Raw genomic sequence first — 18,741 nt, forward strand, 5'->3', positions numbered from 1 at the left:
GACTGCGGCACCGCCACCGGTCAGCCTCTGATGCCGGCGAGGGCCTCGGTGAGGTGCTGCCGGTAGAGGTCATCCCACGCCTCCTGCTCCGCCTTGTCGGGGTCCTGGGAGGAGTGGAGCTCGTTCCACGGGCCGCGGTCCTTGCCGACGGTGCCGACCCAGGCGCGGATCGGTTGGCCGGCCTTGCGGTAGGCGAGGGCCCGGTGATGACCGTCGACGATGATCATCTTGGGGTTGCCGGGCGTCTTGACGAGCACGATCGGCTTCGTCCGGCCGCGCTTCTTGATCTGCTTGACGAAGTGCCGCACCCGCTTGGGCTCCTGGGACGCAGCCCAGTCCGCCTCGTCCTCGAAGTCGACGTCGTCCACGTCAACCGCCTTGGGCCCGGACCAGGGTACGCCCTGCACCCAGTCCAGCGAACGGGCCGGGTAGTTCTGCAGTAGCTGGTCCCGGACCTGTTCGGCGGCTGGGCGGCCGGCCTTCTCGGTGAGGGACTCGTGCGGGGCGGCGCCCTGTGCGGCGTCCTTGTCGAGGCCGGGCCCGTCCTCGGGGTCGCGGTCGGCGTCCGCCGGGGCCGGCGGCGACTGGTCGGCCGGATCCTCGGCCCCGGCGCCCAGATTCCTGGTGATGAAGGAGCGGGCGAGCTCGGCCATGTCGGCCCACGCCGCGATGAACGTCTTCTCCATGAAGATCGCGTCGTCGCCGCCCTCGACAGGAGGCTCGCCGATCTCGTCCCGGTACCGGTTGAGGGTGTACGCGCCGTTGCGCAACCGCATCTCGCGGATCTCCTCGACCGTCTTGGAGTCGCGGTAGTCGATCTCGGCGAACTCCAGGTGCCAGTCGACGATCCCGAAGCCCTCCTGGAGGAGGTGGTAGTTCAACTTCTCCAGGATCAGGTTCGCCACCGGGATCACGGTGTTGACCCGGAAAGTCTTGTCCTGAGACTCCCCGGACCCCGATCCGAGGTTGCCGGTCTCGATGATCCCCAGCTTCGCCGGCGGCGTACCGAAACACGCGATGATCTCGTCCCGCAGCTGCCTGGTCGCATCCAGGTAGTCCGTCACCTTGCGCGGATCCAGCACGTTCACGCCGCCGCCGGCCGTGGTGATGACCGGCGCCCCGACGGCCTTCGGGCCCAGGTTGTGGACGGTGTACTGCTCGCGCCACCGCTGGACGTCGGTGTCCTGGTAGTGCGCGAGGTCGACGTGCAGCCGCGGCGGGTCGCCCCGGCGCCCGCACTCCTTCAGGGTGGCTTCCCAGAACAGCCACGCGGTGACCGGCAGCAACGCCTTCGCCGCAGGGGAGACCCCGTACAGGCCACCGCGCGGAGAGTCCAGGCTGATGTGGATGACGTCCCGCGGCTCGAACGTCGCGGACCTCACCCCGTCCACGTCCTGCCGGTACCCGGTCACCTCGCCGTGCTGATCCGACAGGACCGTCATCGTCGTGGCATCCAGGGTGTAGATCGCCACCGGCTCACCCAGCAGCCGCACGATCTCCAGATACGCGTCGCCGAACAGCTCCAAGTCGGTCACCGCGTTCCGCAGCAACTGGACCATGTCCTCGTGCGGGTTCGTGAACCGCAGCAGGCGGCGAAGCCTCCCCACCTCCGGCGGATCCGCCGGAATCTCACCCTCGGGGATGTCCTCGTTGGAGACGATCTGCAGCCCACCGGCCGTGACCGTGCGGGCGATCAGGTCGATCGGGCTGCTCACCCAGATGCACGTCAGGTAGGCCTGATGGAGCTGGGTGAGGATCTGCTGGCGCTCCGACGTCGCGGCGACCTGCGCCGAACTCGACAGGTTGCTCAGCGGGATGCCGTACTCGTAGCCGGTGCGGCGAACCTGGGCGGCGGTCGGCGCGTCCCGCGACTCGACGACGACCCCGGTAGCCGGAGCCGGGCTGCGCCGGAAGACGTCTGCGATGCGGCTCAGAACGCCCACGGGTCACCCCCAGCCGCTATCGGGAACCCGCCGATCGTCGGCACCTGGGTGCGCTCGTCGTCGTGGTGGCCGGCCGCACTGGGCGCGAGCGCCGCATTGTCGACCGGGTCGGCGGGGAAGTGGAACCTGGGCAGCGCGCCCAGGTTGGTCAGCAGGTAGCGAAGGGCGTCCGCGGCGTGGTCGTCCGCGGTGGTGTCCGCGTCCTCCGGGTCGCCCTTCGTGGCGTGGGGAAGATCGGTGAGCTCACGGATCAGGTCCGGGCAGGTCGAGAACACGTGCAGCCGCGGACAGACGTCCCAGCCCAACTCCCGGTGATACAGGCACGCCGGCCCGTCCTTGAGGAACGATCGCACCCGCTGCCAGCCGATCACCCGAGACCCGGCCCCCTTGCCGGCCTGGGTCAGGTGCACGCCCTCCTCGGCGTAGATGTGTGCGATCGGCTTCGCAGCACCGCGCGTCGCCCACATCGCGTCGTCCGCGTACCGGGCGGTGACGCTTTCACCGGCGGTCTCCGCGGCGAGAATCTGCTGGGCCTGCTCGGCCTCGCCGACCTGGCGCCGGTAGATCTCCCGGTACACCCAGACCCGCCCGTCCTCGTCCTCGGCGGCCCACAGCACCGCCCAGGGCTTGGCGAACCCCCAGTCGACGCCGTTGTAGCGCCGCCACGACGCCGGCAGCTGAACCGGCGCGAGGACGTGCCGGTCACGCTTGAACTCGGTGAACATCTGGCCGGCGAACACGTCCCAGTCACCGTCCAGAAACGCGGAACGCAGCTTGCCGTCGAGGGCCTGCAGGTCGCTCTCGTACTCGGGGTTGACGTGCGGGTTGTCGGACAGCTTCGAGGGGATGAAGCGGACGGTGCGGCCGCGTACGTCGGTGATGACCCGGGCGCCGTAGTCGGTGGGCTTGATGTAGCGGGTCTTCACCGCGCCGTGCCCGGGTCCGCCCGGGTTGGTGCCGGAGCGGATCCCGACGACGGGAAGGTCGCGGCGTCCGGAGCGCAGTCGGGACTCCAGGAACGAGCAGACGTCCGGCGGGGTCAGGGCCCGCTCATCAAACGTCAACTTCTGGTACTGGCCGCCCTGACGGCGAGTGGCGTCCTGGATGGACTCCGCATACCGGTACATGATCAGCGACCCGTTGGCGAACCGCAGCTCGTACTCGGTGCCGTTCCACCGTGCCCCCAACGCGCGCGCGAACTCGGCCTGCGCCAGCTCCGCGAGCAGCGACTCCTTCAGCTCGCCGAAGGTCCGCCGGAACGCGCCGATGCGGATCCCCGGGAACCGGACACAGTCCCGGAGATCATCCATCAGCAGCGCCCTGGTCTTGCCCCCACCCGCGGCGCCGCCGTACAAGACGTCGAACTCGGCGGCGTCATGGAACAGGCGCTGCTTGGGCGTCGGCACGTAGCCCAGATCGGCGAACACGTCAGGCTCGGGCGCCTCCAGGGTGTCGGCGAGCAGATCGAAGGCATCCCGCCGCACCACCCACCGCCCTACTTCACCGCGCGCAGCTTCCGGGCCATGACCTGCTTGACCGTCGCCGCCTGCTCCCCGACCACGCCGATCGCAGCCAGCCCGGCCTGAACGGCCTCCATCAGCAGCTGCGCCTTGGCCTCCTCGATGCGCACGAGCCGGCCGTCGATGTCCAGGCGGGCGATCGTCGCCAGCACGGTGTTGGTGCGGTCCATGGCCCGCTCGTACAGGCCGACCTCGGCTCGCAGCTGCTCGACGCCGGAGCGGCCCTCGTAGCGGACCTCGTCGCCGAGCCGGTTGACGATGACGGCGATGCTCTCCTGCCAGGCGACGACCTGCCCGGCCAGCTGCGCCAGCGCGGTGAGCGGGTCGTCGACCGGTACGACGTCGAGTTCGGCGAGCACTTCGCGCACCTCCCTCTCGGCCTGCAGGTGCGCCGCCTTCACACGCTGGCCGCCGGTCTTGCCGCCGTGCAGCTTGCATCGGCCGACACCAGCGTGATCGGTCCCCCAGCCCGCGGGCAGGCCGCACGACTCGGCGGAGGTCTCCTGGCGGGTCTTGGCACCGCAGACCGGCTTGTTGCCGCGGGCCACGGTCAGCCCTTCACGGCCGGCTCGGCGACGGGGATCACGGTACCGTCGGCACGCCTCCACGTGATCGAGTCGAGCTGCGGCACGTACACGTCGCCGTCGTGGACGGACCGGAAGACCGGCAGGGCGGACACCGCGTCGACGGGCGCCCCGGGGATGTGGACATCGAGGTCGACGGCGAAGTCGTACAGGTGCGGGTGGCGGCCGCGCAGCTGCGCCTTCGGGTGGAGCAGGTGCAGGCTGCGACGGAAGTACGGCTCGATCTCGGCGGACACCTCGATGCGGACCGTGTGCCAGAAGTCGGCGCGGGCCTGCCGCTTGGCGTCGACGCGGCGCTGGCCGCCCGTCCCGGGGGTGGTGGCGTGCAGCCACGTCCGGCTGTGCGGGCCGTGGACGAGGGCGGAGACGTCGCCGCGCCAGCCGTGGCGGCGGCGCTCGGCCCGGCTGGGGCCGGTGCCGGGGTTGGGGGAGGCGTAGTGCCGGGCGGCGTCACGGGAGAAGGCGCGGCGTTCGGCGCGAAGGCGAAGAGGCATGAGGGCGCTCCGAGGACGAGGGCTAGCGAGGGACGAACCGTGCGGGGACCGGCACGGTGGGGCGGCTGCTTCGGGTGGCGGTGCAGGTGGCTCCGTCGTGCCACCAACGGGTTTCGCCGAGCCAGGCGGGGCGGCCGCAGCGGGAGCACGTTCCGGGGGCCGGCTCCCACGTATCGGGGTGTGTGAAGGGGGCGTCCAGGGCTTGCTGCCGGCAGGCGGTCACGAGCCGGCTTCGGTGATGGTGCGGGCGAGCGCGATCCACGAGTCCGCGAGCCGCTCCAGGCGCTCCATGACCGGCAGGTTGGTCTCCAGCTCGGCGTTGCGCAGAATGCGGGCGGCGTTGTCGAGTGCCATCTCGAACGTGACGGGAACGATCGGCGCGGGGACTTCGCTCGCGGCCATGGTCACCTCCTGCAGTGGATGGGGCCCGCGGTCTGGCAGGACGGGGTGATGCCAGGCCGCGGGCCGGGCCCGCCGCCCTCAGGGCGGGCCGCCCCGCCGGCCAGCGACCACCAGGGTCCGGCACACGGCGGGGAGAAGGGGGTCAGGCCGCGTGGCGGCCTTCCGGGAGGGCGGGTGCGGCACCGGGGCCGTCTTCGGTGGCTGGCGGAAGCTCGCGCAGGTCGTATCGGGTGCCGCGCGGCGTCTCGTGCCGGGTGATGCGGCCCTCGGAGCTCCACCGCCAGATCGTTCCGATGGGCCGGCCGGTCCACAGGGCCGCTTCGCGGCCGGTGACGAGTATGGGATCCACCGGAGTCACCGCCTCGCACATGCGAAAGGGCCGCCCGGGGGGCGGCCCTTTCGACAAGAGTTCCAGTTGATCAGATAGTCGCTTCGGTCCGACGGGTTGTCAAGCCGCCACGGCCGTGCCTGCCACGTCGAGACCGCGCAGCGTCGCTCCGAGCCCCAGCCAGGCCGTCCGCGGCCACGCGGTGCCGCAGCCGCGGCACTTGATCTCCAGTGCCCACGGCGACACCTTCAACCGCTCCCCGCACACCGGGCCGCCGTCCTCGCCGGTGACCGGGCAGCAGCCGACCGGCACCTTCACCTCCCACTGGCCTGTGACCGTCGAATCGGCCCGCGCGTGGAGCACACCGAGGAGCTGCAGGTCGGCGCCGATGTCGACGTAGTTCTCGCACGCCCACGGCAGGTTGTTGACCAGCATGGTGACGCAGCCGGCGAGGCTGGCCTCGTAGCCGCCGCGGGCCGGTAGCTGCTCCCAGTCGAGGTGGATCCGCCAGCGCTGCTCGATGCCGAGGAGGAGGGAGACGATGCCGCCTGGGCCGCGGAGGTCGAGCGGGGTGAGGGCGGCTCCGAGCGGTGCGCTTCCGGAGGATCCGGTCACGGGGCCGGCGTCGCTGATGCGGGCTTCGGGGATGAGCTTGTCGCCGAGCCGCCGGTAGAGGCTGGGCATGGCCCGGAGTTGGCCGGTGGCGCGGTCTTCGCAGACGTAGCAGGCGTGGCGGTGGAGCTCGTCGCTGCGCAGGAGGCGCGGGCAGTGCGCGCACCGGGTGGGGTCGAGTTCGGTCCGTTCGGGTGCGGGCATGCTGGTCCTCCCGGGGGGCGGGGTGATCAGCCCAGTGTCGCACCGATCCGGAATTAGCCGCCTCGATTCAGTGGCTATCGGGGCCATCGCTGGGCGAAGATCAGAGCGAAGAGCGCGCCGTAAAGAAGCCCTGTCGCGAGGAGGGTCTTCGCCACGACTTCGACGAAGCCGGGCGCCTTGATCCAACGACGGATGATGCGAATCATGTCTTCGTCCTTCCACCGAGACGGCCTCCCTGGAACGACCAGGGTCGGGCTCATCTACCGGGCGCCCACTCGGGCCGGCAACCGGGATGAGTGGCATACGGCAACGCGACGAGGCGGGCGGCAGTTCGCCGGTCAGCGAGCGGCCTCGCCCAGGAGGCGCGTAGCTTCAGCGAGGTCTTCGATGGTGGACGTGCTGCCTGCGCGCAGGCCTTGGGCTGCACGAAGGATCTCGTGTGCTCGTCCACGCGAAACCCCGACGGCCTCGGCACAGTGGTGGTATCGCGTCAGAGCGAGCGCTCCGGAAACAGCCTGAGCCATGCCGGGCATGGCACTGAGGGCAGCGTCGATGCGCAGGCTCAGGCTGGCGGCGCGCAGTTCATCGTTGCTGGGGAACGTCATGCGACTCTCCATTCGCCGTCGGTCTCGATCATGTTGGTGCCGCATCCGGTGCAAATCCCGGCTGGTCGTGGGTCACCGAGGTGGGTGGTTTCAACGGCCTGATGGTTGATGCATGTACCGGTCACGCGCAAGGCGATGGCGAGCGCGGCTAGCGAGCCTTTCTCTGGCTGGATGCCGAAGAGGTCGTGCTCCAGGACAGCGATGCCTGTCGGGTTGGGCTGGTCGCCTGGGGTGGTGCGGGGCGGCGGCGTCGGAACCACATGGTTCATCCTCTCGCAGATCCGCCCGCCCCGGGGGATCCCGGGGCGGGCGACGGGGCTACTTCTCGGCTTGTCACCCCCATCTGGGAGCGGCGACTCGGATGAGTCGTCAGTCCCGCGGCTCGGAGGGCAGGTAGAACTGCTCGACCTTCCCGACCTTCTCCGTCAGCACGCCGTGCCGCATCCACACATCCAGGGCTCGGCGCGGAGTGTCCCGGCTGCTGAACGGGCCGTGCTCGACGAGATCGTCCTTGGTTGCGTAGCCCTGGTCCTCGCACAGCTGCCGGAAGACCTTGTACAGGCCCGGCCATTCGTCCGAACCCACCGGCTGGCCGTCCGGGTAGACGAAGGCCGGCTGCTCGACCCGGGCCACCGACGCGCCCCGCAGGGCGAACCGGGTCGGCGGCTCCCACGCCGGGGCGTTGGCGTGCAGGTGGGCCACATCCGCGGCGATGTCGAGATCGGACACGTACTCGGCGCGACACCTCGGCGGATTCGTGAGCGGCCTCTCCGGGCAGCCCAGGTAGAACTCGCCAGGGCGAGTCAGCTCCTCCGGGGTGAAGCCCTTGCTCTTGCTGCCCCGGCCGAAGATGAAGTCGGCGTGCCCGGCCTCGCCGACGCGGGTGCTGAGCCGGTTGCCGTAGTTCCCGCGGGCGTCCGTGTTGCCGCCGAACACCTTCGCCGACGGCTGCTGCGTCGCCGACACGAAGTGGATGGCGTTGCTTCGGGCGATCGCCAGCAGCGACTCATAGGCCGTGGCGACCTCCTGCTCGGGCGGACCCATCTCCGGGTCCAGCTTGCGCAGTTCGGCTTCTTGCCGGCGGAGCACCTCGTCGAGGCGTACCAGTTCGGCAAGCTCGTCGGTGACGATGAACCAGGCCGGCCCGTGCACGCCGGGGATCCACTTGCGGACCGGCTTGCGGCCGGCGGCCATCTCCTCCTTCGACAGCTGCTCCAGGTAGGCGCCGCGGCGGTCACACTCGGCGCGGATGAACTGGAGGAGCTCGCGGGCCTCTTCGGGGCCGCGTGCGAGGCGGCGCATCTTCGGCTCCCACGGTCCGAGTTCGACGGCCCCGGGCTTCATGTCGATGCCGAACAGCTCGGCGTGGTTCTTCTTCAGGAGCTTCTTGATGATCAGGTTGATGATGCCGGACTTGCCCCAGTCCGAGGCGCCGGCGACCAGCGTGTGCCGGTACATCACGGTCAGGTAGACGGGCTGCCCGTACTCGTCCCAGCCGATGCGGATCGGGTCGGCGAGGTCGGTGGAGTCGTCGTCGGCGTAGGGGATCACGCTGTCGTAGAACGGGCCGCCCTGGAGTTGCAGTGCGGGCTGCTCGTCCGTGCTGCTGGAAGCGGCGGCCTTCAGCTCGGCCTGGCCCTTGCCCATCTGCAGCTGCACGTCGACGGAGGCGTTGGCGTTCGCCGTGGCGGACGCCTTGCCGGGCAGCTCCTTGTGGTCCTTGCGGTACTGGACGAGCCACGGCACGTACACCGCGTACGCCGCGCCGGTGGTGACGGCCGCCGCAGTCAGGGAAGCGCCGCCGGGGCCCGCCCCGACCGCGGCCGCGACGTCGGCGAACACCAAGGTCATGCCGGTGCCGCCGCGGATCAGCATCTCGTTCTTCTCCCGCACGCCGTAGCCGGCGACCGCGGCCGCAAGGGCGGCCAGGCCCGCATAGGCAGCGGTGCCCAGGCCGCCGACACCGGCCAGGTGCTGCCACCAGCCGAGGGCGGTGACGCCGCCGACGGACAGGGCGGGTGCCAGCTCGATCCGGTAACGGACGACGAGGGCGCCGGCCCGGTTGGCGACGGCGACGCAGGCGGAGAAGAAGCGGCGGGCGATGGCCGGCGTGGTCGGTACGGGCAGGGTCTTGGGCGTCGAAACGGCCGGTGACGACGGGGCCGCGGTGTCCTCGATGTTTCCTGTTTCCGCAGGTCGCGGCTCCAGAACGGTCGTCGTCATCGGCATCGTCGTCGCCGTCGTCGCATGCTGGGGGTGCTGGGGCCGGGGCAGGAAGGGGAGCACGTTGTCGGCCCCGGCGGGCGTGTATTGCTGGGCCACGGGGGCCTCCTCTGGGGGGTTCGGCGGGGAGGGAGCGGGGTTTGGGGCTGAGGGCAGAGGGCGTGCGCCCAGTCGTGCTGGGCGCCGCCATCAGACCGTCAGGTCAGTGCTCTCCGTCAGGCCCGTGCTCGTCTGCAGCCACTTCTCCTGGGCTTTCAGGAGTCGGTCGTAGGCCGTGGTCTGCTTCAGATTCAGCTCGGCCATCGCCCGTTTCAGGTCGACGGCGTCGTAGCCTTCGGAGGTCATCAGGCCTAGGAGTGTTTCGACTTCGGCGTCAATCCGAAGCCGTCGGCTGGGGCGCTCCCCCGACTGCTTCGACTTCGGGTTCGGGTCGTCGTCCGTGCCAGACTGCTTCGACTTCGGGGCGTAGGTGCGATCCCGAAGCGTTTCGGTTTCACCCGCGAGCCTCAGTCGCTCGCGTGCCGCACGGGTCGCTTCGGTTTCGGCTTCCGCGGTCCGGCGGGCGGCTTCCTCGGCGAGTGCCAGCTGCTTCAGCTTCGCTTCGGCCTCCGCGTCCCGCTGCTCCGCGAGCAGGCGCATGCGTCGCACTTCAGCTTCGGTTTCGGCGTTGAGGCGCTGCTGCTCCTGGGCGGACAGGGCCGCTTCGGTTTCGGCTTCGGCAAGGCGCCGGGCGTTCGCGATCTCGGCGAGCTTCGCTTCGGTTTCTGCTTCGGAGACGCGCCGCGCTTCGGCTTCGGCGAGGCGCTTCGACTCCTCTGCCCGAAGTGCTTCGGCTTCAGCTTCGGCGTTTCGCCTGGCTTCAGCTTCGCGGGCTACTTCGGCTTGGCGCTGCGCTTCAGCTTCGGTTTCCGGCATGGCCAGTGCGTCGAGAACCGAAATCCCGAAGCGAGCCATCGCGAACGGAAGCAGCTCGTCGGCGTTCGCCTTCCAGCGCCACCGCCAGCCGTGCTGCCTCCGGAGCTTCGCCCGGTACACCCGAAGCTCTCGCCGCAGCTCGATCACCCGGAGGTAGGAGGGAATCTGCCAGACCCGCTGCAGCCTCCAGATGAAGAACGTGTCGAAGGGCGAGAGGAGCCAGCGCTGCCAGGGCGGCGACTCGATGTGTCGCTCGGCGACGATGTCGGCGAGCCGGCCGACGGCGTGGCGCGCGGCCTCCACAATGATCACGAACAGGGCGGGGATGGCGGCGTGCATGCCCACGGCGAGGTCGTCACCCCAGGCCGCTGCGGCATTGAATGCGATGGTGGCGGCAGTCAGGCCCCACGCGCCTTGGCGGAGCATCGGGAACGGGATCCGTAGCCACGTGAGGACGAGGTCGAGGGCGAGGAGAACGCCGATGCCAGCGTCGATACCGATGGGGAAGAACGCGGCGAAGTCGCCGAAGTGCTTCTCCTCGGCGAGCTTGACGACGGCTCGGTAGGAGCCGGCGAAGCCGATACCTGCGATGACGACGCCGCCGGCGGCGACGCTGCCGAGGATGCCCTTCTGGGTGCGGTTGAGGGTGATGCTGGTGGGCTGCGGTGCCTTGGCCGGGGCTGCCGGCTGGTCGGGGGTGGCGGTCACGGCGGGCTCCTTCGCTGGGTTAGGTGGTGCTGGTCCGGTGGCTGGGGGCGATGGCGTGGGCGCTGGCGGTGAGCGCCCACAGGACGGCGGTGGTGGCGGCGCGCAAGGCGTGCGCGGCGGCGAGGAGCATGGCGGCCGCGGTGGCGCGCAGTTGCCGGTGATGGCCGGCGAGGAGCTGGGGGAGGTCGAGGCGAAGGAGGAGCGCGGCGGCCGCGAGAACCCCGTAGTGGGCCAAGACGGCGAGGGGGAGGGTGACGACCGCCGCCCCGGGGGTCTGGGTCGCGGCCAGGCTGGCGAAGGCCAGGCTGATGGTGGTGAGGGCCTGCTGTTCTGCTGGGGCGGCGGTGCGGGCCATGGCGGCCTCCGGCTGGTCGGTTACGGGCTGGTCAGGGCGTAGACAGCGGTGACGGTCAAGAGCAGGGCGAGCAGCGTGAATCCGGCGAGGGCCCAGGCTTCGCCGCGGGCGAGGGCGGTGGCGTAGGCGTCCTTGACGGCCTGGCTCGCGCTGGCCTCGCGATCTCCCGCGTCGGCGCCGATCGCGACCAGACGGCCGGCGGTGCCGATGCTGAGACCGAACTCGCGCTGCACCTGCTCGATCATCTGGCGGCGGTCGCGGGGCGTGCTGTCAGCCATGAGGGGCTTCGACTGCGGTCACGCCTACCGCTGGGTGATGACCAGGTCGACCACGTTCCCGGGCACGCGGTGCAGGGCGGCGAGGCCAGCGGCGAGCGAGCCGAGAGTGTGCGGGGAGGTGATCGTGTTGGTGGAGGTGTGGTTTCCACGGTCGGTGTGGAGGGTCGTCAGGTAGCGGCCGAGCGGGACGGGGGTGGAGGCTCCGTGGTGGAGCAGGGACATGGTGGACATGGTGTTCCTCTCAGGAGGTGGCTGCGGTGCGCAGCAGGTGGTGGACGTCGTGCTGGGTCCGGCCGGGGCTGTCGTTCCAGGTGTCGACCGGCACCGGGTGGCCAGCACGGCCGAGGGCGTTGCCGATCAGGAGGCGGGCCTGCCACGCGGTCGCCGGGGTGCCGTAGCCCGCGGCCAGCACCCGGACGTGGGCGCCGAGGATGCACACCGCGCCGTCGCCGTCCCACAGCCGGCCCTGCGTCCAGCCGTGGGCCGCGATGTAGCGGTCCATCAGATCCAGGTGCTGGCGGGCGGTGACCGGGGCGGTCGGGCGCCGACGCAGGATCCGGTCCGCCAGCGTGGGCGCGGGGGTGGGGTAGCCGTCCCACCAGGGTCCGGCCGGGACGGTGTCGGTGCGGTCAGGCGTCGGCGAGGTGACGTCGGCCTGGAGGTGCTGGGCGATGCGGTACCAGGCCGGTCCCGGCAGGGCGCCCGGCCGCGGTGCGGGGGACGGGGGCTGCCGGCGGGCGGCGGTGGCGAGGTAGGCCTCGACTTCGGCGACGAGGAGGGGGCCGAGCAGCTCGGCGAGGTCGACGTCGAGGGCGGCTGTCGTGGTGGGCATCTCGGCCTCCTTCCTGGTCAGCTGGTGTGCGAGAGGTGCGAGTGCTGCGGTGTCTCGCACGGCCCTGTGCTGTTGGGCTGGTGGTCAGCTCCCGTGGCGGTTGCAGCGGCGTACGGTGATCGGGCCGTAGCCGGGGGAGGAGGTGACGGTGCACCAGCAGGACTCGCAGACGGCTCCGGGGACCGGCAGAGTGTTGGTGGCGTGGGCGACGCGCGCGGACTGCCCGCAACAGACGAGGTTGTCGTAGCCGGTGGGCGGCAGCACCGCACCGTCGGTGAGCTGGGTGATGGTCTGGCTCATGTGTCCTCTTTCTCCTAGTTTGCGGGGCCTGTCTGCCGGGTCAGGCGGCCTGGAGCAGCTTCACGCTGGCCGGGTAGAGCCGCTCGGCCTCGTCGAGAACCTTCTGCGCGGTGAACCGGTCCCACGCAGCGGCCTGCAGGCCGGCGCCGAGCGACGCGGACAGCTCCTCGTCGCGGGCCCGCTGGTCGGCGTGCGTCCACTGCGCGGCCAGGGTCAGCGGACCCAGCTCCCACCACAGGCCCCAGGAGGCGGTGCCGCCGGCGGTCTCCAGCTGGCCGCGGTACCGACCGTGCTGGATGCGGCGGGTGAAGACGAACGCGGAATGGGTCGGGACCCCCGCGGAGATCCCCGACGTCGGGCGGGCGGTGTAGTACGTCGCGCCGAGCTTGGCGTCGGCGGCCCAGCGGGCGTGCTCCTCCTGCACCCGGTGCAGCAGCACCTGGCTGCGGCCGGCATCGACCGCGCGGGCGGCGGCGTTGTTCAGGGAGTCGAGAAGGCGCATGATGGGGATTCCTGTCTACTCGGATGGGTGGACGGGGCCCGGGGCGGCCGACTGTGCTTGGCGGCTGTGGCGGCCGCCCCGGGGGTACCTAGATGTCGCAGGCGGCGGCGTGGGCCTTCGCCTCGCGACGGACGACGTTGACCGTCTCGTTGTCCTCGCTGTGGCTCAGGTTCCGCCTCTTCGAGGACTCCTTGCAGTTGTCACACGTCCACCAGGTGTACTCGGGGCCGTAGTTCTGGTTCCGGTAGACCACGGTGCTCTTGCCCGGGCTGCCGGCGGTCGGGTATGCGGCGACGCTCATCTCGTGCCCCCCTACAGGTCGCAGGCCTCGGCGTGGCCCTTGGCTTCGCGGCGAATCTGGTTGACCGTCTCGTGGTCGTCGGGGCCCTTCATCGGGACCTGCCCGCTTCGCGCCTGGCAGTTCTGGCACCGCCAGGCGACGGTGCGGAGGTTCCCCTCCCGCTCCAGGTCGACGATCGTCTTCGCCGACGGGGTGCCGGCCGTGGGGTACTCGTAGCGCTGCTTCATCAGCCCTCCAGGTAGTTGATCTCTTGCGGAAAGTCGCGCCTGCAGGCGACTACGACCAGTGCCACACCGAGCCGGTACGGCCCGCCTCGGCCGCGGCTGCGCCCAGCTCCAGACAGGCCCGGCGCCACTGGCCGTCGGCGAACGGGGCGAGAGCCTTGAACGCCTCACCCATACGGCGGGCCCGCTCCGGCGGCACATCGAACGCGTCTCCGCCGGCCCGGCCGAACAGGACACTGATCGCCTCCCAGTCACGGCGGGCCGCAATCCGGGACAGGTGCTCGCCGAGCGCCGCGTGCGCGCTGTAGGAGCGGGTCCCGCCGCACTGGTTGTGATCCCAGGACCAGGCCACTCAGGCGGCCTTGAGCTGGTCGGGCCGGTAGGCGCGCTCCCCGAGCAGGAACTCGGTGAGGGGGTTGTCGAGGCCCTTGACGGAGACCAGCTGGTTGGTGTCGTCGGCCTGGACCACGGTGCCAGTGCGGCCGAGAGTCTTCAGGCTCTGCCCGTCGGTGTCGACGACGATGACCTTGTCACCTACGCGGAACATCAGGCGGCCTGCTCGCGGTACACGTCGACCTGCCCGGGCAGGTGCAGCTCCTGCGCGGCGAACGCCCGGATGGTGTCGTCGCTGATGTCGCCGTAGGTGTTGACCGGCTTGAGGACCGGGCCGCCGAACTCGGGGTGGCGGTGGATCAGGTGGGCGGGCTCGCCGAGAATGTCGCGGACCTTCATGACAGTTGTCCTTCCTGGAGGATGTACTAGCGGGTACGGGTCTCCTCGACGTGCCGGGACGCCAAGCCCCGGAAGTCGTCGAGAGCAGGGGTGAAGCGGGCCTGGCCGGCAGGGGTCCCGAAGTCGAAGCGCTCCGGCGAGACCGGGGCGCCACAGCTGCAGTCGAACCAGACGTCGACCATGCCGCTCGGCTGGTCGTCGTAGCGGACGACCGCGATGTGACTGCCAGACCCGTAGGCCTGGAACACGGCGCAGACCTTGCCGCGGTGGCCGGGCAGCGCCGCCGGATAGTGCCGCGGACTCATCTCGTGCGGGAAGAAGTCGGTCATGCCGCGGCCGGGTAGTGCTCGCCGGCGCCGAGGCGGTGCTGCAGCTCGGTGGCCCGGGCCTCGACGAGGTTGTCGTTCGCGTCGAGGACCGCGTTGATCGCGGCCTCACGTTCGGCGGGGGAGGCGTCCGGTCGCAGCCGGCCGAGCGCGATCTCGACGCTCGCGATGCCGTCGAAGCGTTCCTGCATGGTGGGCATCAGGTGGTCCTCCAATCGGGAGCGATCTCCCACGTCGCGGTGTAGCCGTTGTCCTGAGCGGTGGCGATCATCTGGTCGCGCTGCGCCTCGCTGTAGGCGCCGTAGCCCGTTGCAGCCGGGGCGCCGAGCCGTGCGAGGGACTTGCCGAGGGTGTCGAGGTACGGGCTGCCGTCGGGGTTGAACACCCGGACGATGTAGACCGTTCGGTCGGCGGCGGCCATCAGCCGGCGTCCATCGGGGCGGCCAGCGGGGTGTCGCGCCAGTCGGGGTTGTCGAAGCCAGCCTCACCGGGGAAGCCGACGTACAGGGAGTCATCCGCGGCGGGCGTGCCCGCCAGAACCTCAGCGAGCTCCCGCGCAGACAGAACCTGGCCGTCGATGCTCACAGCCACTCCTCCCTGATCACGTCATCGGGATTACCAAACCCGCAGGCCGAGCAAGCGTCGTAGTCGCCAGGGCTCTCAGCCCGGCACCGGAAGCACCGCCAGGCGCTGCCATCGGCCTTCGAACGGGCCAAGTGCGCGCGGAAGTCGTAGCTGCCAGACCTCGGCCGCGGAATCCTCGGGATCGCCGGCCGACTGTCCCAGCCACTCACTTCGACGACTGCGGACTCGGCAGCGGCGGCAACGGCTGGTGACCGTAGCCACCATTCGCCGAGTGATCACCCTTCGGGTCGTCCTGGTTGCGGAACATCGAGTCCTCCTTGAGGTGGCGCTGGCCAATGTCAGGCGCGCCATAGGCGGGAGTAGGGCGGGAAGGCTGCGGGCCGGGTTCGACGGGGTCGAGGCCGTCCCACAGGCGGTTGTCGGTGCCGGCCATCAGGCGGGCTGGCTGAGGCGGAAGTCGTCCTCAAGGGCAATCACGTGGGCTTCGTCGATTTCGATCGATCCACGCACGTTGCGCTTGGGCTTGACCGCGCTGGGCTTTTTCTTTCGGGTGGCCGGGAGAGCGCCGTCGTCGACCCACCGGTAGACGGTGGACGGGCTGACGCCGAGGCGGTCGGCCACCTCCTTGACGGTGAGCACAGATGTCTCCGGAGGGGTTGTTTGGTGCCTTCCAACGCTTGAACCTTACCGCCTTACCGCATTGGAAACAAGATGCTGTCGCTGTACTACTTTTCTTGAACGGATATAAGGCGCTACCGTGGAGCACCTAGACGAGGACTGGGGGTGCGGCGTGACCAGCGCAAACGGTCAATGGATCAGTGACTCCGCCAGCTACTTGCGACCGCAGACCGGGGCAGATGCTTGGACGCAAGAGGCCGATGCGAGGGGAGGTGTCGGCGGCCAGCGCCTCCTCGGCGCCGAGCTGACTCAGGCGCCGGTCTACGTAGCCCACGCGCTCCGCCTCGGCCTCGACGCCAGTGCAATCCGCCGACGTCGGCTGATCACCTTCAATGGGCGACCGGTAGAACTCGTCGACTCCTGGTATCCACCCGAGGTGGCTGCCGACACGCAGCTGGCTGAGTTCCGGAAGATCAAGGGGGGCGCCGTGACGCTCCTCGCGGAACTCGGGTACCGGACCGCTTCTGCGACCGAAGACGTCGAGAGCCGACTTGCCGAGCCAGCCGAATCGGCACTGCTGGAGCTAGGCAGAGGCGAACCAGTGCTCGTGCAGACTCGCACTGTATGCACTGCCGATGGAGTGCCATTTGAGGTTTGCGTGATGGTCACGCCCGGCAGTGAGCGCCGGCTTCGTTACGAAATGAAGGTCAACTGAGGTGGGATTGCGAAAGGCTCCTGGGGAGCGGAAGCGGGCTGTCGAAGGAGACCTGCGTGGAGCAGGTCAGCGCATCGCTGCGGATATCCGCGACCAGATCCTGTCCGGAGACATCAAACCGGGTGACGATCTCCCGTCCATCAGCGAACTCTGCGGGAAGTTTGGTGCATCCATCACCGCGGTGCAGAACGCCATGCGCGCGCTGAAGGAGGAAGGGCTCGTCGTCACCAGTAAGGGGAAGTCAACCCAGGCTAGGGAGGGCCGCATGCGAGTCATGCGGCCAGCAGACTTCTTCGCCCCAGCCGAGCCCGGCCAGCCCTACCGCTGGATCGCGGAAGCCCAACAGAAGGGCATGACCGCCGCGAGCGAACTGCTCGACGTCAAAGAGGTAGTTCCGCCAGCATCCGTCGCCGAAGCGCTAGGGATTGCGCAGGGTGAAACCGCCATGCTGCGCCGGCAACTGCTGAAGCTCGACGGTGAGCCAGCGGAGCTGGTGGAGAACTACTACCCGATCGACATCGCCCGAGGCACTCCCATTGCGGAAGGGGCGAAGGTCAAGGGGGGAGTGCCGACACTGCTTGCCGAGATGGGCTTCCCGTTCCGGCGGTCGGTCGACCGCGTCTCGGCCCGCACCCCCACGGCAGACCAGGGCGTGCACCTGAAGATGCCGGTCGGCGAGCTTCCCGTTCTGCGCACCTTCCGGACGGTCTACAGCGATGATGACCGCGTCATCGAGGTGACCGTAATGGCCAAGGCCGGCCACCTGTACGAGCTGCAGTACGAGATCACGAGCGACCAGCTGCCTCATTGAGTTCAGAGGGGGAGACGCGGTCGAGCCAGGCTTGGAACGTTCCCTGGCGTTGGGGGAGGCCACCAGCGGTGGCTCCGGGGGTGTCTGCCGGCCCGTAAGGCCGTTCCCGGTACGGTGGAGTAGCCCCCCGATCGAAGGAACGTTCCCCCATGCGCCCTGCCCGCTTTCAGCAGCTCCTCCTCGACGCCGCCGCCTCGCTGCCCGGCGCCGCGGCCAAGACTTTCGCGGACACCGGCAACACCCGGCACCCGTACGGTGTCGTCGTCGAGGCCGGCGGGCGGACCACCAACTGGCAGCTGATCATCATGAGCGCGCCGGGCGAGAAGTGGGGCGACCACCCGGATGCGGAGCCGGTGCTGGGGGAGAAGCCGGCCGGGCCCGCGATGCCGGCCGAGCTGAAGGATCTCGCCGCGGTCGAGCAGGGGCTCGTCGCCGCGCTGCTGGCCGCGGATCCGGGTGAGATCGCCGCCGTCGAGGTGTATTCGACTCTGGCGACGCCGCCGGCGGTCGGACACGGCGCCACGGTCGACCTGCGCGACGGATCCCGGGCCTTCATCAACCACGTCCGCTGAACGCACAGCTGCGCCCCACTCCGGGTATGCCGGGTAGGGCGCAGCGTCACGTTCAGGTGTTCTTCTTCGGAGACGGCCAGATCTCGTGCTCGGGATCCCACCAGACGACGTGGAAGACGTTGTCCACCAGGAACCCAAACAGCCGCTCCTTGCCCTTGAACCGTAGGCGGGAGATTCGGGTCATGTCGCTCAGCTGCAGTTCGACAAGCCGCTCTTGAGCGATCCTGTTCGGCAGGCTGTGCGCCTCGTAGTGCTTCCCCAGGTCGGCGCTCTGGTTGAAGATCTCCCGAACAGTCTGCTTCTCGACGTCGGCGAGCTTCTTCAGCAGGTATTCCATGTCGGCCGGCGAGAGCTTCGCCAGGCCCCACGGCCCATCGTGGTCGACGTGAGTGAAGCGCCAGCAGATTCGGTCCGCCGAGTTCCCGGAGTTCGGCAGCACCTTGCCGAGGTTGCCGACGGTCTTCTCAGGCTTGCGCTGGCCAGGGATCTTATTCGCGGCGATGCGCTTCTTGCTGCTCACTCGCTGGTCGCCACGAGCGCGCCGAAGTAGTCGGCGATGTCCTCGTCTCGCAGCTCTTCGTTGCTGCGTTCCAGGTCCCGCGCGCCGGCCCGGTCGCGGGCCATCTGCCACGGGCCATCCTTGTGGTGGCTGGCTTCGGACAACTGGTGTGCCGAGTAGTTCCCGAGGTTCTCTAGGACGACGTCGATCGACTCCTTCTCGTCCGTGGTGAGTGCCTCGGAGTCGCCGTCGATGTCGCCGGCCGACAGCGTGTACCGGCCGCGGTGGTCGGCGTACAGGGCTGGTGCGACGGGTCCGTTGGCCCAAGCTTCGAACGGCTCAGGGAACAGGCGCTCGTCCTCCCACGCCAGGTGGTAGCCGTACGAGAAGTAGGCGAGCTTCTGCAACTTCATCGCGGACATCGGGCCGTCCTTGAGCAGGATGTACGCGGCTACCTCGTGCACGCTTGCCATGTCTCGGCCTCCCCTTTGAATTCTGTCCACACCCTAGTCGACCACTCCCGGCAGGCTAAGGGCCCGGTCACGCCAGTATG

32 protein-coding genes and 1 pseudogene are annotated in these 18,741 nt (G+C 69.8%); 3 read left to right on the forward strand and 30 right to left on the reverse strand.

All coding sequences use genetic code 11. The features are described from left to right. Positions 1-20: 20 nt before the first annotated feature. The 28 genes and pseudogenes from ACFYUY_RS01360 to ACFYUY_RS01495 all read right to left on the reverse strand — a co-directional run. The gene (locus ACFYUY_RS01360) at positions 21-1,943 is read right to left on the reverse strand and encodes a phage portal protein (RefSeq protein ID WP_387896950.1); all 1,923 of its coding nucleotides are present in this window, start codon (positions 1,941-1,943) and stop codon (positions 21-23) included. Further along, entirely contained in the window at positions 1,931-3,430 is a 1,500-nt protein-coding gene (locus ACFYUY_RS01365; RefSeq protein WP_387896952.1) for a hypothetical protein, read from the reverse strand. The genes ACFYUY_RS01360 and ACFYUY_RS01365 overlap by 13 nt, the downstream gene beginning before the upstream one ends. 8 nt (positions 3,431-3,438) lie before the next feature. Further along, positions 3,439-4,011 (reverse strand): hypothetical protein, encoded by a 573-nt coding sequence (locus ACFYUY_RS01370; protein ID WP_387896954.1) that lies wholly within the window; start codon positions 4,009-4,011, stop codon positions 3,439-3,441. Between the two features lie 2 nt (positions 4,012-4,013). Further along, a complete protein-coding gene (locus ACFYUY_RS01375; RefSeq protein WP_387896955.1) occupies positions 4,014-4,541 on the reverse strand; it encodes a hypothetical protein in 528 nt (175 codons plus the stop codon). Positions 4,542-4,760: 219 nt separating this feature from the next. After that, positions 4,761-4,943: a hypothetical protein gene (locus ACFYUY_RS01380; RefSeq protein ID WP_387896957.1), complete on the reverse strand. Its 183-nt coding sequence runs from the start codon at positions 4,941-4,943 to the stop codon at positions 4,761-4,763. Positions 4,944-5,391: 448 nt separating this feature from the next. Further along, positions 5,392-6,087 carry a hypothetical protein gene (locus tag ACFYUY_RS01385; RefSeq protein ID WP_387896959.1) on the reverse strand — a complete coding sequence of 232 codons (696 nt, stop codon included), beginning with the start codon at positions 6,085-6,087 and terminating at the stop codon, positions 5,392-5,394. 74 nt (positions 6,088-6,161) lie between these two features. Then, entirely contained in the window at positions 6,162-6,293 is a 132-nt protein-coding gene (locus tag ACFYUY_RS01390) for a hypothetical protein (RefSeq protein WP_387896960.1), read from the reverse strand. A gap of 132 nt (positions 6,294-6,425) precedes the next feature. Continuing rightward, complete coding sequence (locus ACFYUY_RS01395; protein ID WP_387896962.1) at positions 6,426-6,692, reverse strand: hypothetical protein; 267 nt, start codon at positions 6,690-6,692, stop codon at positions 6,426-6,428. After that, positions 6,689-6,961 carry a hypothetical protein gene (locus tag ACFYUY_RS01400; protein WP_387896964.1) on the reverse strand — a complete coding sequence of 91 codons (273 nt, stop codon included), beginning with the start codon at positions 6,959-6,961 and terminating at the stop codon, positions 6,689-6,691. Before ACFYUY_RS01400 ends, ACFYUY_RS01395 begins: the two co-directional genes overlap by 4 nt. A gap of 100 nt (positions 6,962-7,061) precedes the next feature. Next, positions 7,062-9,014: an FtsK/SpoIIIE domain-containing protein gene (locus ACFYUY_RS01405; RefSeq protein WP_387896965.1), complete on the reverse strand. Its 1,953-nt coding sequence runs from the start codon at positions 9,012-9,014 to the stop codon at positions 7,062-7,064. Positions 9,015-9,104: 90 nt separating this feature from the next. Further along, positions 9,105-10,538, reverse strand: coding sequence for a DUF2637 domain-containing protein (locus tag ACFYUY_RS01410; RefSeq protein WP_387896967.1), 1,434 nt, complete (start codon positions 10,536-10,538; stop codon positions 9,105-9,107). Between the two features lie 19 nt (positions 10,539-10,557). Continuing rightward, positions 10,558-10,893 carry a hypothetical protein gene (locus ACFYUY_RS01415; RefSeq protein ID WP_387896968.1) on the reverse strand — a complete coding sequence of 112 codons (336 nt, stop codon included), beginning with the start codon at positions 10,891-10,893 and terminating at the stop codon, positions 10,558-10,560. A 20-nt stretch (positions 10,894-10,913) separates the two neighbouring features. Then, positions 10,914-11,171 carry a hypothetical protein gene (locus ACFYUY_RS01420; protein WP_387896969.1) on the reverse strand — a complete coding sequence of 86 codons (258 nt, stop codon included), beginning with the start codon at positions 11,169-11,171 and terminating at the stop codon, positions 10,914-10,916. 24 nt (positions 11,172-11,195) lie between these two features. Continuing rightward, positions 11,196-11,402 (reverse strand): hypothetical protein, encoded by a 207-nt coding sequence (locus tag ACFYUY_RS01425; protein WP_387896970.1) that lies wholly within the window; start codon positions 11,400-11,402, stop codon positions 11,196-11,198. A 10-nt stretch (positions 11,403-11,412) separates the two neighbouring features. After that, entirely contained in the window at positions 11,413-12,003 is a 591-nt protein-coding gene (locus ACFYUY_RS01430) for a hypothetical protein (RefSeq protein ID WP_387896971.1), read from the reverse strand. A gap of 84 nt (positions 12,004-12,087) precedes the next feature. After that, positions 12,088-12,303 carry a hypothetical protein gene (locus ACFYUY_RS01435; protein WP_387896972.1) on the reverse strand — a complete coding sequence of 72 codons (216 nt, stop codon included), beginning with the start codon at positions 12,301-12,303 and terminating at the stop codon, positions 12,088-12,090. A 40-nt stretch (positions 12,304-12,343) separates the two neighbouring features. Then, positions 12,344-12,805, reverse strand: coding sequence for a hypothetical protein (locus ACFYUY_RS01440; RefSeq protein WP_387896973.1), 462 nt, complete (start codon positions 12,803-12,805; stop codon positions 12,344-12,346). 88 nt (positions 12,806-12,893) lie between these two features. Then, positions 12,894-13,106 (reverse strand): hypothetical protein, encoded by a 213-nt coding sequence (locus ACFYUY_RS01445; protein ID WP_387896974.1) that lies wholly within the window; start codon positions 13,104-13,106, stop codon positions 12,894-12,896. Between the two features lie 11 nt (positions 13,107-13,117). Continuing rightward, positions 13,118-13,333 (reverse strand): hypothetical protein, encoded by a 216-nt coding sequence (locus ACFYUY_RS01450; RefSeq protein WP_387896976.1) that lies wholly within the window; start codon positions 13,331-13,333, stop codon positions 13,118-13,120. A gap of 49 nt (positions 13,334-13,382) precedes the next feature. Then, positions 13,383-13,682, reverse strand: a complete 300-nt coding sequence (locus tag ACFYUY_RS01455) for a hypothetical protein (RefSeq protein WP_387896977.1) — start codon at positions 13,680-13,682, stop codon at positions 13,383-13,385. Continuing rightward, a complete protein-coding gene (locus ACFYUY_RS01460; RefSeq protein WP_387896978.1) occupies positions 13,683-13,877 on the reverse strand; it encodes a hypothetical protein in 195 nt (64 codons plus the stop codon). Continuing rightward, positions 13,877-14,062: a hypothetical protein gene (locus ACFYUY_RS01465; RefSeq protein WP_387896980.1), complete on the reverse strand. Its 186-nt coding sequence runs from the start codon at positions 14,060-14,062 to the stop codon at positions 13,877-13,879. The genes ACFYUY_RS01460 and ACFYUY_RS01465 overlap by 1 nt, the downstream gene beginning before the upstream one ends. 26 nt (positions 14,063-14,088) lie before the next feature. Continuing rightward, positions 14,089-14,391, reverse strand: coding sequence for a hypothetical protein (locus tag ACFYUY_RS01470; RefSeq protein ID WP_387896981.1), 303 nt, complete (start codon positions 14,389-14,391; stop codon positions 14,089-14,091). Continuing rightward, positions 14,388-14,588, reverse strand: a complete 201-nt coding sequence (locus tag ACFYUY_RS01475) for a hypothetical protein (RefSeq protein WP_387896983.1) — start codon at positions 14,586-14,588, stop codon at positions 14,388-14,390. The genes ACFYUY_RS01470 and ACFYUY_RS01475 overlap by 4 nt, the downstream gene beginning before the upstream one ends. Then, positions 14,588-14,809 (reverse strand): hypothetical protein, encoded by a 222-nt coding sequence (locus ACFYUY_RS01480; RefSeq protein ID WP_387896984.1) that lies wholly within the window; start codon positions 14,807-14,809, stop codon positions 14,588-14,590. The genes ACFYUY_RS01475 and ACFYUY_RS01480 overlap by 1 nt, the downstream gene beginning before the upstream one ends. Continuing rightward, positions 14,809-14,973: a hypothetical protein gene (locus tag ACFYUY_RS01485; protein ID WP_387896986.1), complete on the reverse strand. Its 165-nt coding sequence runs from the start codon at positions 14,971-14,973 to the stop codon at positions 14,809-14,811. Before ACFYUY_RS01485 ends, ACFYUY_RS01480 begins: the two co-directional genes overlap by 1 nt. 205 nt (positions 14,974-15,178) lie before the next feature. Then, complete coding sequence (locus tag ACFYUY_RS01490; RefSeq protein ID WP_387896987.1) at positions 15,179-15,406, reverse strand: hypothetical protein; 228 nt, start codon at positions 15,404-15,406, stop codon at positions 15,179-15,181. After that, a pseudogene (locus tag ACFYUY_RS01495) lies at positions 15,406-15,615 on the reverse strand (helix-turn-helix domain-containing protein); the annotation flags it as partial. The gene ACFYUY_RS01490 and the pseudogene ACFYUY_RS01495, both read right to left, overlap by 1 nt. 148 nt (positions 15,616-15,763) lie before the next feature. Between ACFYUY_RS01495 and ACFYUY_RS01500 the strand changes: the two are divergent. The 3 genes from ACFYUY_RS01500 to ACFYUY_RS01510 all read left to right on the forward strand — a co-directional run bounded on the left by ACFYUY_RS01500 (position 15,764) and on the right by ACFYUY_RS01510 (position 17,689). Next, positions 15,764-16,306: a GntR family transcriptional regulator gene (locus tag ACFYUY_RS01500; protein WP_387896988.1), complete on the forward strand. Its 543-nt coding sequence runs from the start codon at positions 15,764-15,766 to the stop codon at positions 16,304-16,306. 1 nt (position 16,307) lies between these two features. Continuing rightward, positions 16,308-17,117, forward strand: coding sequence for a GntR family transcriptional regulator (locus ACFYUY_RS01505; protein WP_387896990.1), 810 nt, complete (start codon positions 16,308-16,310; stop codon positions 17,115-17,117). Between the two features lie 149 nt (positions 17,118-17,266). Further along, complete coding sequence (locus tag ACFYUY_RS01510) at positions 17,267-17,689, forward strand: hypothetical protein (RefSeq protein WP_387896991.1); 423 nt, start codon at positions 17,267-17,269, stop codon at positions 17,687-17,689. Between the two features lie 52 nt (positions 17,690-17,741). Here the strand turns inward: ACFYUY_RS01510 and ACFYUY_RS01515 are convergent, their stop codons facing one another. Beyond that, positions 17,742-18,209 carry a hypothetical protein gene (locus tag ACFYUY_RS01515; RefSeq protein ID WP_387896993.1) on the reverse strand — a complete coding sequence of 156 codons (468 nt, stop codon included), beginning with the start codon at positions 18,207-18,209 and terminating at the stop codon, positions 17,742-17,744. Then, complete coding sequence (locus ACFYUY_RS01520) at positions 18,206-18,661, reverse strand: Panacea domain-containing protein (protein ID WP_387896994.1); 456 nt, start codon at positions 18,659-18,661, stop codon at positions 18,206-18,208. Before ACFYUY_RS01520 ends, ACFYUY_RS01515 begins: the two co-directional genes overlap by 4 nt. Positions 18,662-18,741 lie beyond the last annotated feature (80 nt).

The sequence above is a fragment of the Kitasatospora sp. NPDC004745 genome, from assembly GCF_042873275.1.
Classification (GTDB): domain Bacteria; phylum Actinomycetota; class Actinomycetes; order Streptomycetales; family Streptomycetaceae; genus Kitasatospora.

Coding starts and splice junctions, on each gene's coding strand:
- ACFYUY_RS01375 (WP_387896955.1), bottom strand. CDS start 4,541: ATGCCTCTTCGCCTTCGCGCCGAACGCCGCGCCTTCTCCCGTGACGCC.
- ACFYUY_RS01380 (WP_387896957.1), bottom strand. CDS start 4,943: ATGGCCGCGAGCGAAGTCCCCGCGCCGATCGTTCCCGTCACGTTCGAG.
- ACFYUY_RS01385 (WP_387896959.1), bottom strand. CDS start 6,087: ATGCCCGCACCCGAACGGACCGAACTCGACCCCACCCGGTGCGCGCAC.
- ACFYUY_RS01390 (WP_387896960.1), bottom strand. CDS start 6,293: ATGATTCGCATCATCCGTCGTTGGATCAAGGCGCCCGGCTTCGTCGAA.
- ACFYUY_RS01395 (WP_387896962.1), bottom strand. CDS start 6,692: ATGACGTTCCCCAGCAACGATGAACTGCGCGCCGCCAGCCTGAGCCTG.
- ACFYUY_RS01400 (WP_387896964.1), bottom strand. CDS start 6,961: ATGAACCATGTGGTTCCGACGCCGCCGCCCCGCACCACCCCAGGCGAC.
- ACFYUY_RS01415 (WP_387896968.1), bottom strand. CDS start 10,893: ATGGCCCGCACCGCCGCCCCAGCAGAACAGCAGGCCCTCACCACCATC.
- ACFYUY_RS01420 (WP_387896969.1), bottom strand. CDS start 11,171: ATGGCTGACAGCACGCCCCGCGACCGCCGCCAGATGATCGAGCAGGTG.
- ACFYUY_RS01425 (WP_387896970.1), bottom strand. CDS start 11,402: ATGTCCACCATGTCCCTGCTCCACCACGGAGCCTCCACCCCCGTCCCG.
- ACFYUY_RS01430 (WP_387896971.1), bottom strand. CDS start 12,003: ATGCCCACCACGACAGCCGCCCTCGACGTCGACCTCGCCGAGCTGCTC.
- ACFYUY_RS01435 (WP_387896972.1), bottom strand. CDS start 12,303: ATGAGCCAGACCATCACCCAGCTCACCGACGGTGCGGTGCTGCCGCCC.
- ACFYUY_RS01440 (WP_387896973.1), bottom strand. CDS start 12,805: ATGCGCCTTCTCGACTCCCTGAACAACGCCGCCGCCCGCGCGGTCGAT.
- ACFYUY_RS01445 (WP_387896974.1), bottom strand. CDS start 13,106: ATGAGCGTCGCCGCATACCCGACCGCCGGCAGCCCGGGCAAGAGCACC.
- ACFYUY_RS01450 (WP_387896976.1), bottom strand. CDS start 13,333: ATGAAGCAGCGCTACGAGTACCCCACGGCCGGCACCCCGTCGGCGAAG.
- ACFYUY_RS01460 (WP_387896978.1), bottom strand. CDS start 13,877: ATGTTCCGCGTAGGTGACAAGGTCATCGTCGTCGACACCGACGGGCAG.
- ACFYUY_RS01465 (WP_387896980.1), bottom strand. CDS start 14,062: ATGAAGGTCCGCGACATTCTCGGCGAGCCCGCCCACCTGATCCACCGC.
- ACFYUY_RS01470 (WP_387896981.1), bottom strand. CDS start 14,391: ATGACCGACTTCTTCCCGCACGAGATGAGTCCGCGGCACTATCCGGCG.
- ACFYUY_RS01475 (WP_387896983.1), bottom strand. CDS start 14,588: ATGCCCACCATGCAGGAACGCTTCGACGGCATCGCGAGCGTCGAGATC.
- ACFYUY_RS01480 (WP_387896984.1), bottom strand. CDS start 14,809: ATGGCCGCCGCCGACCGAACGGTCTACATCGTCCGGGTGTTCAACCCC.
- ACFYUY_RS01490 (WP_387896987.1), bottom strand. CDS start 15,406: ATGGCCGGCACCGACAACCGCCTGTGGGACGGCCTCGACCCCGTCGAA.
- ACFYUY_RS01510 (WP_387896991.1), top strand. CDS start 17,267: ATGCGCCCTGCCCGCTTTCAGCAGCTCCTCCTCGACGCCGCCGCCTCG.
- ACFYUY_RS01520 (WP_387896994.1), bottom strand. CDS start 18,661: ATGGCAAGCGTGCACGAGGTAGCCGCGTACATCCTGCTCAAGGACGGC.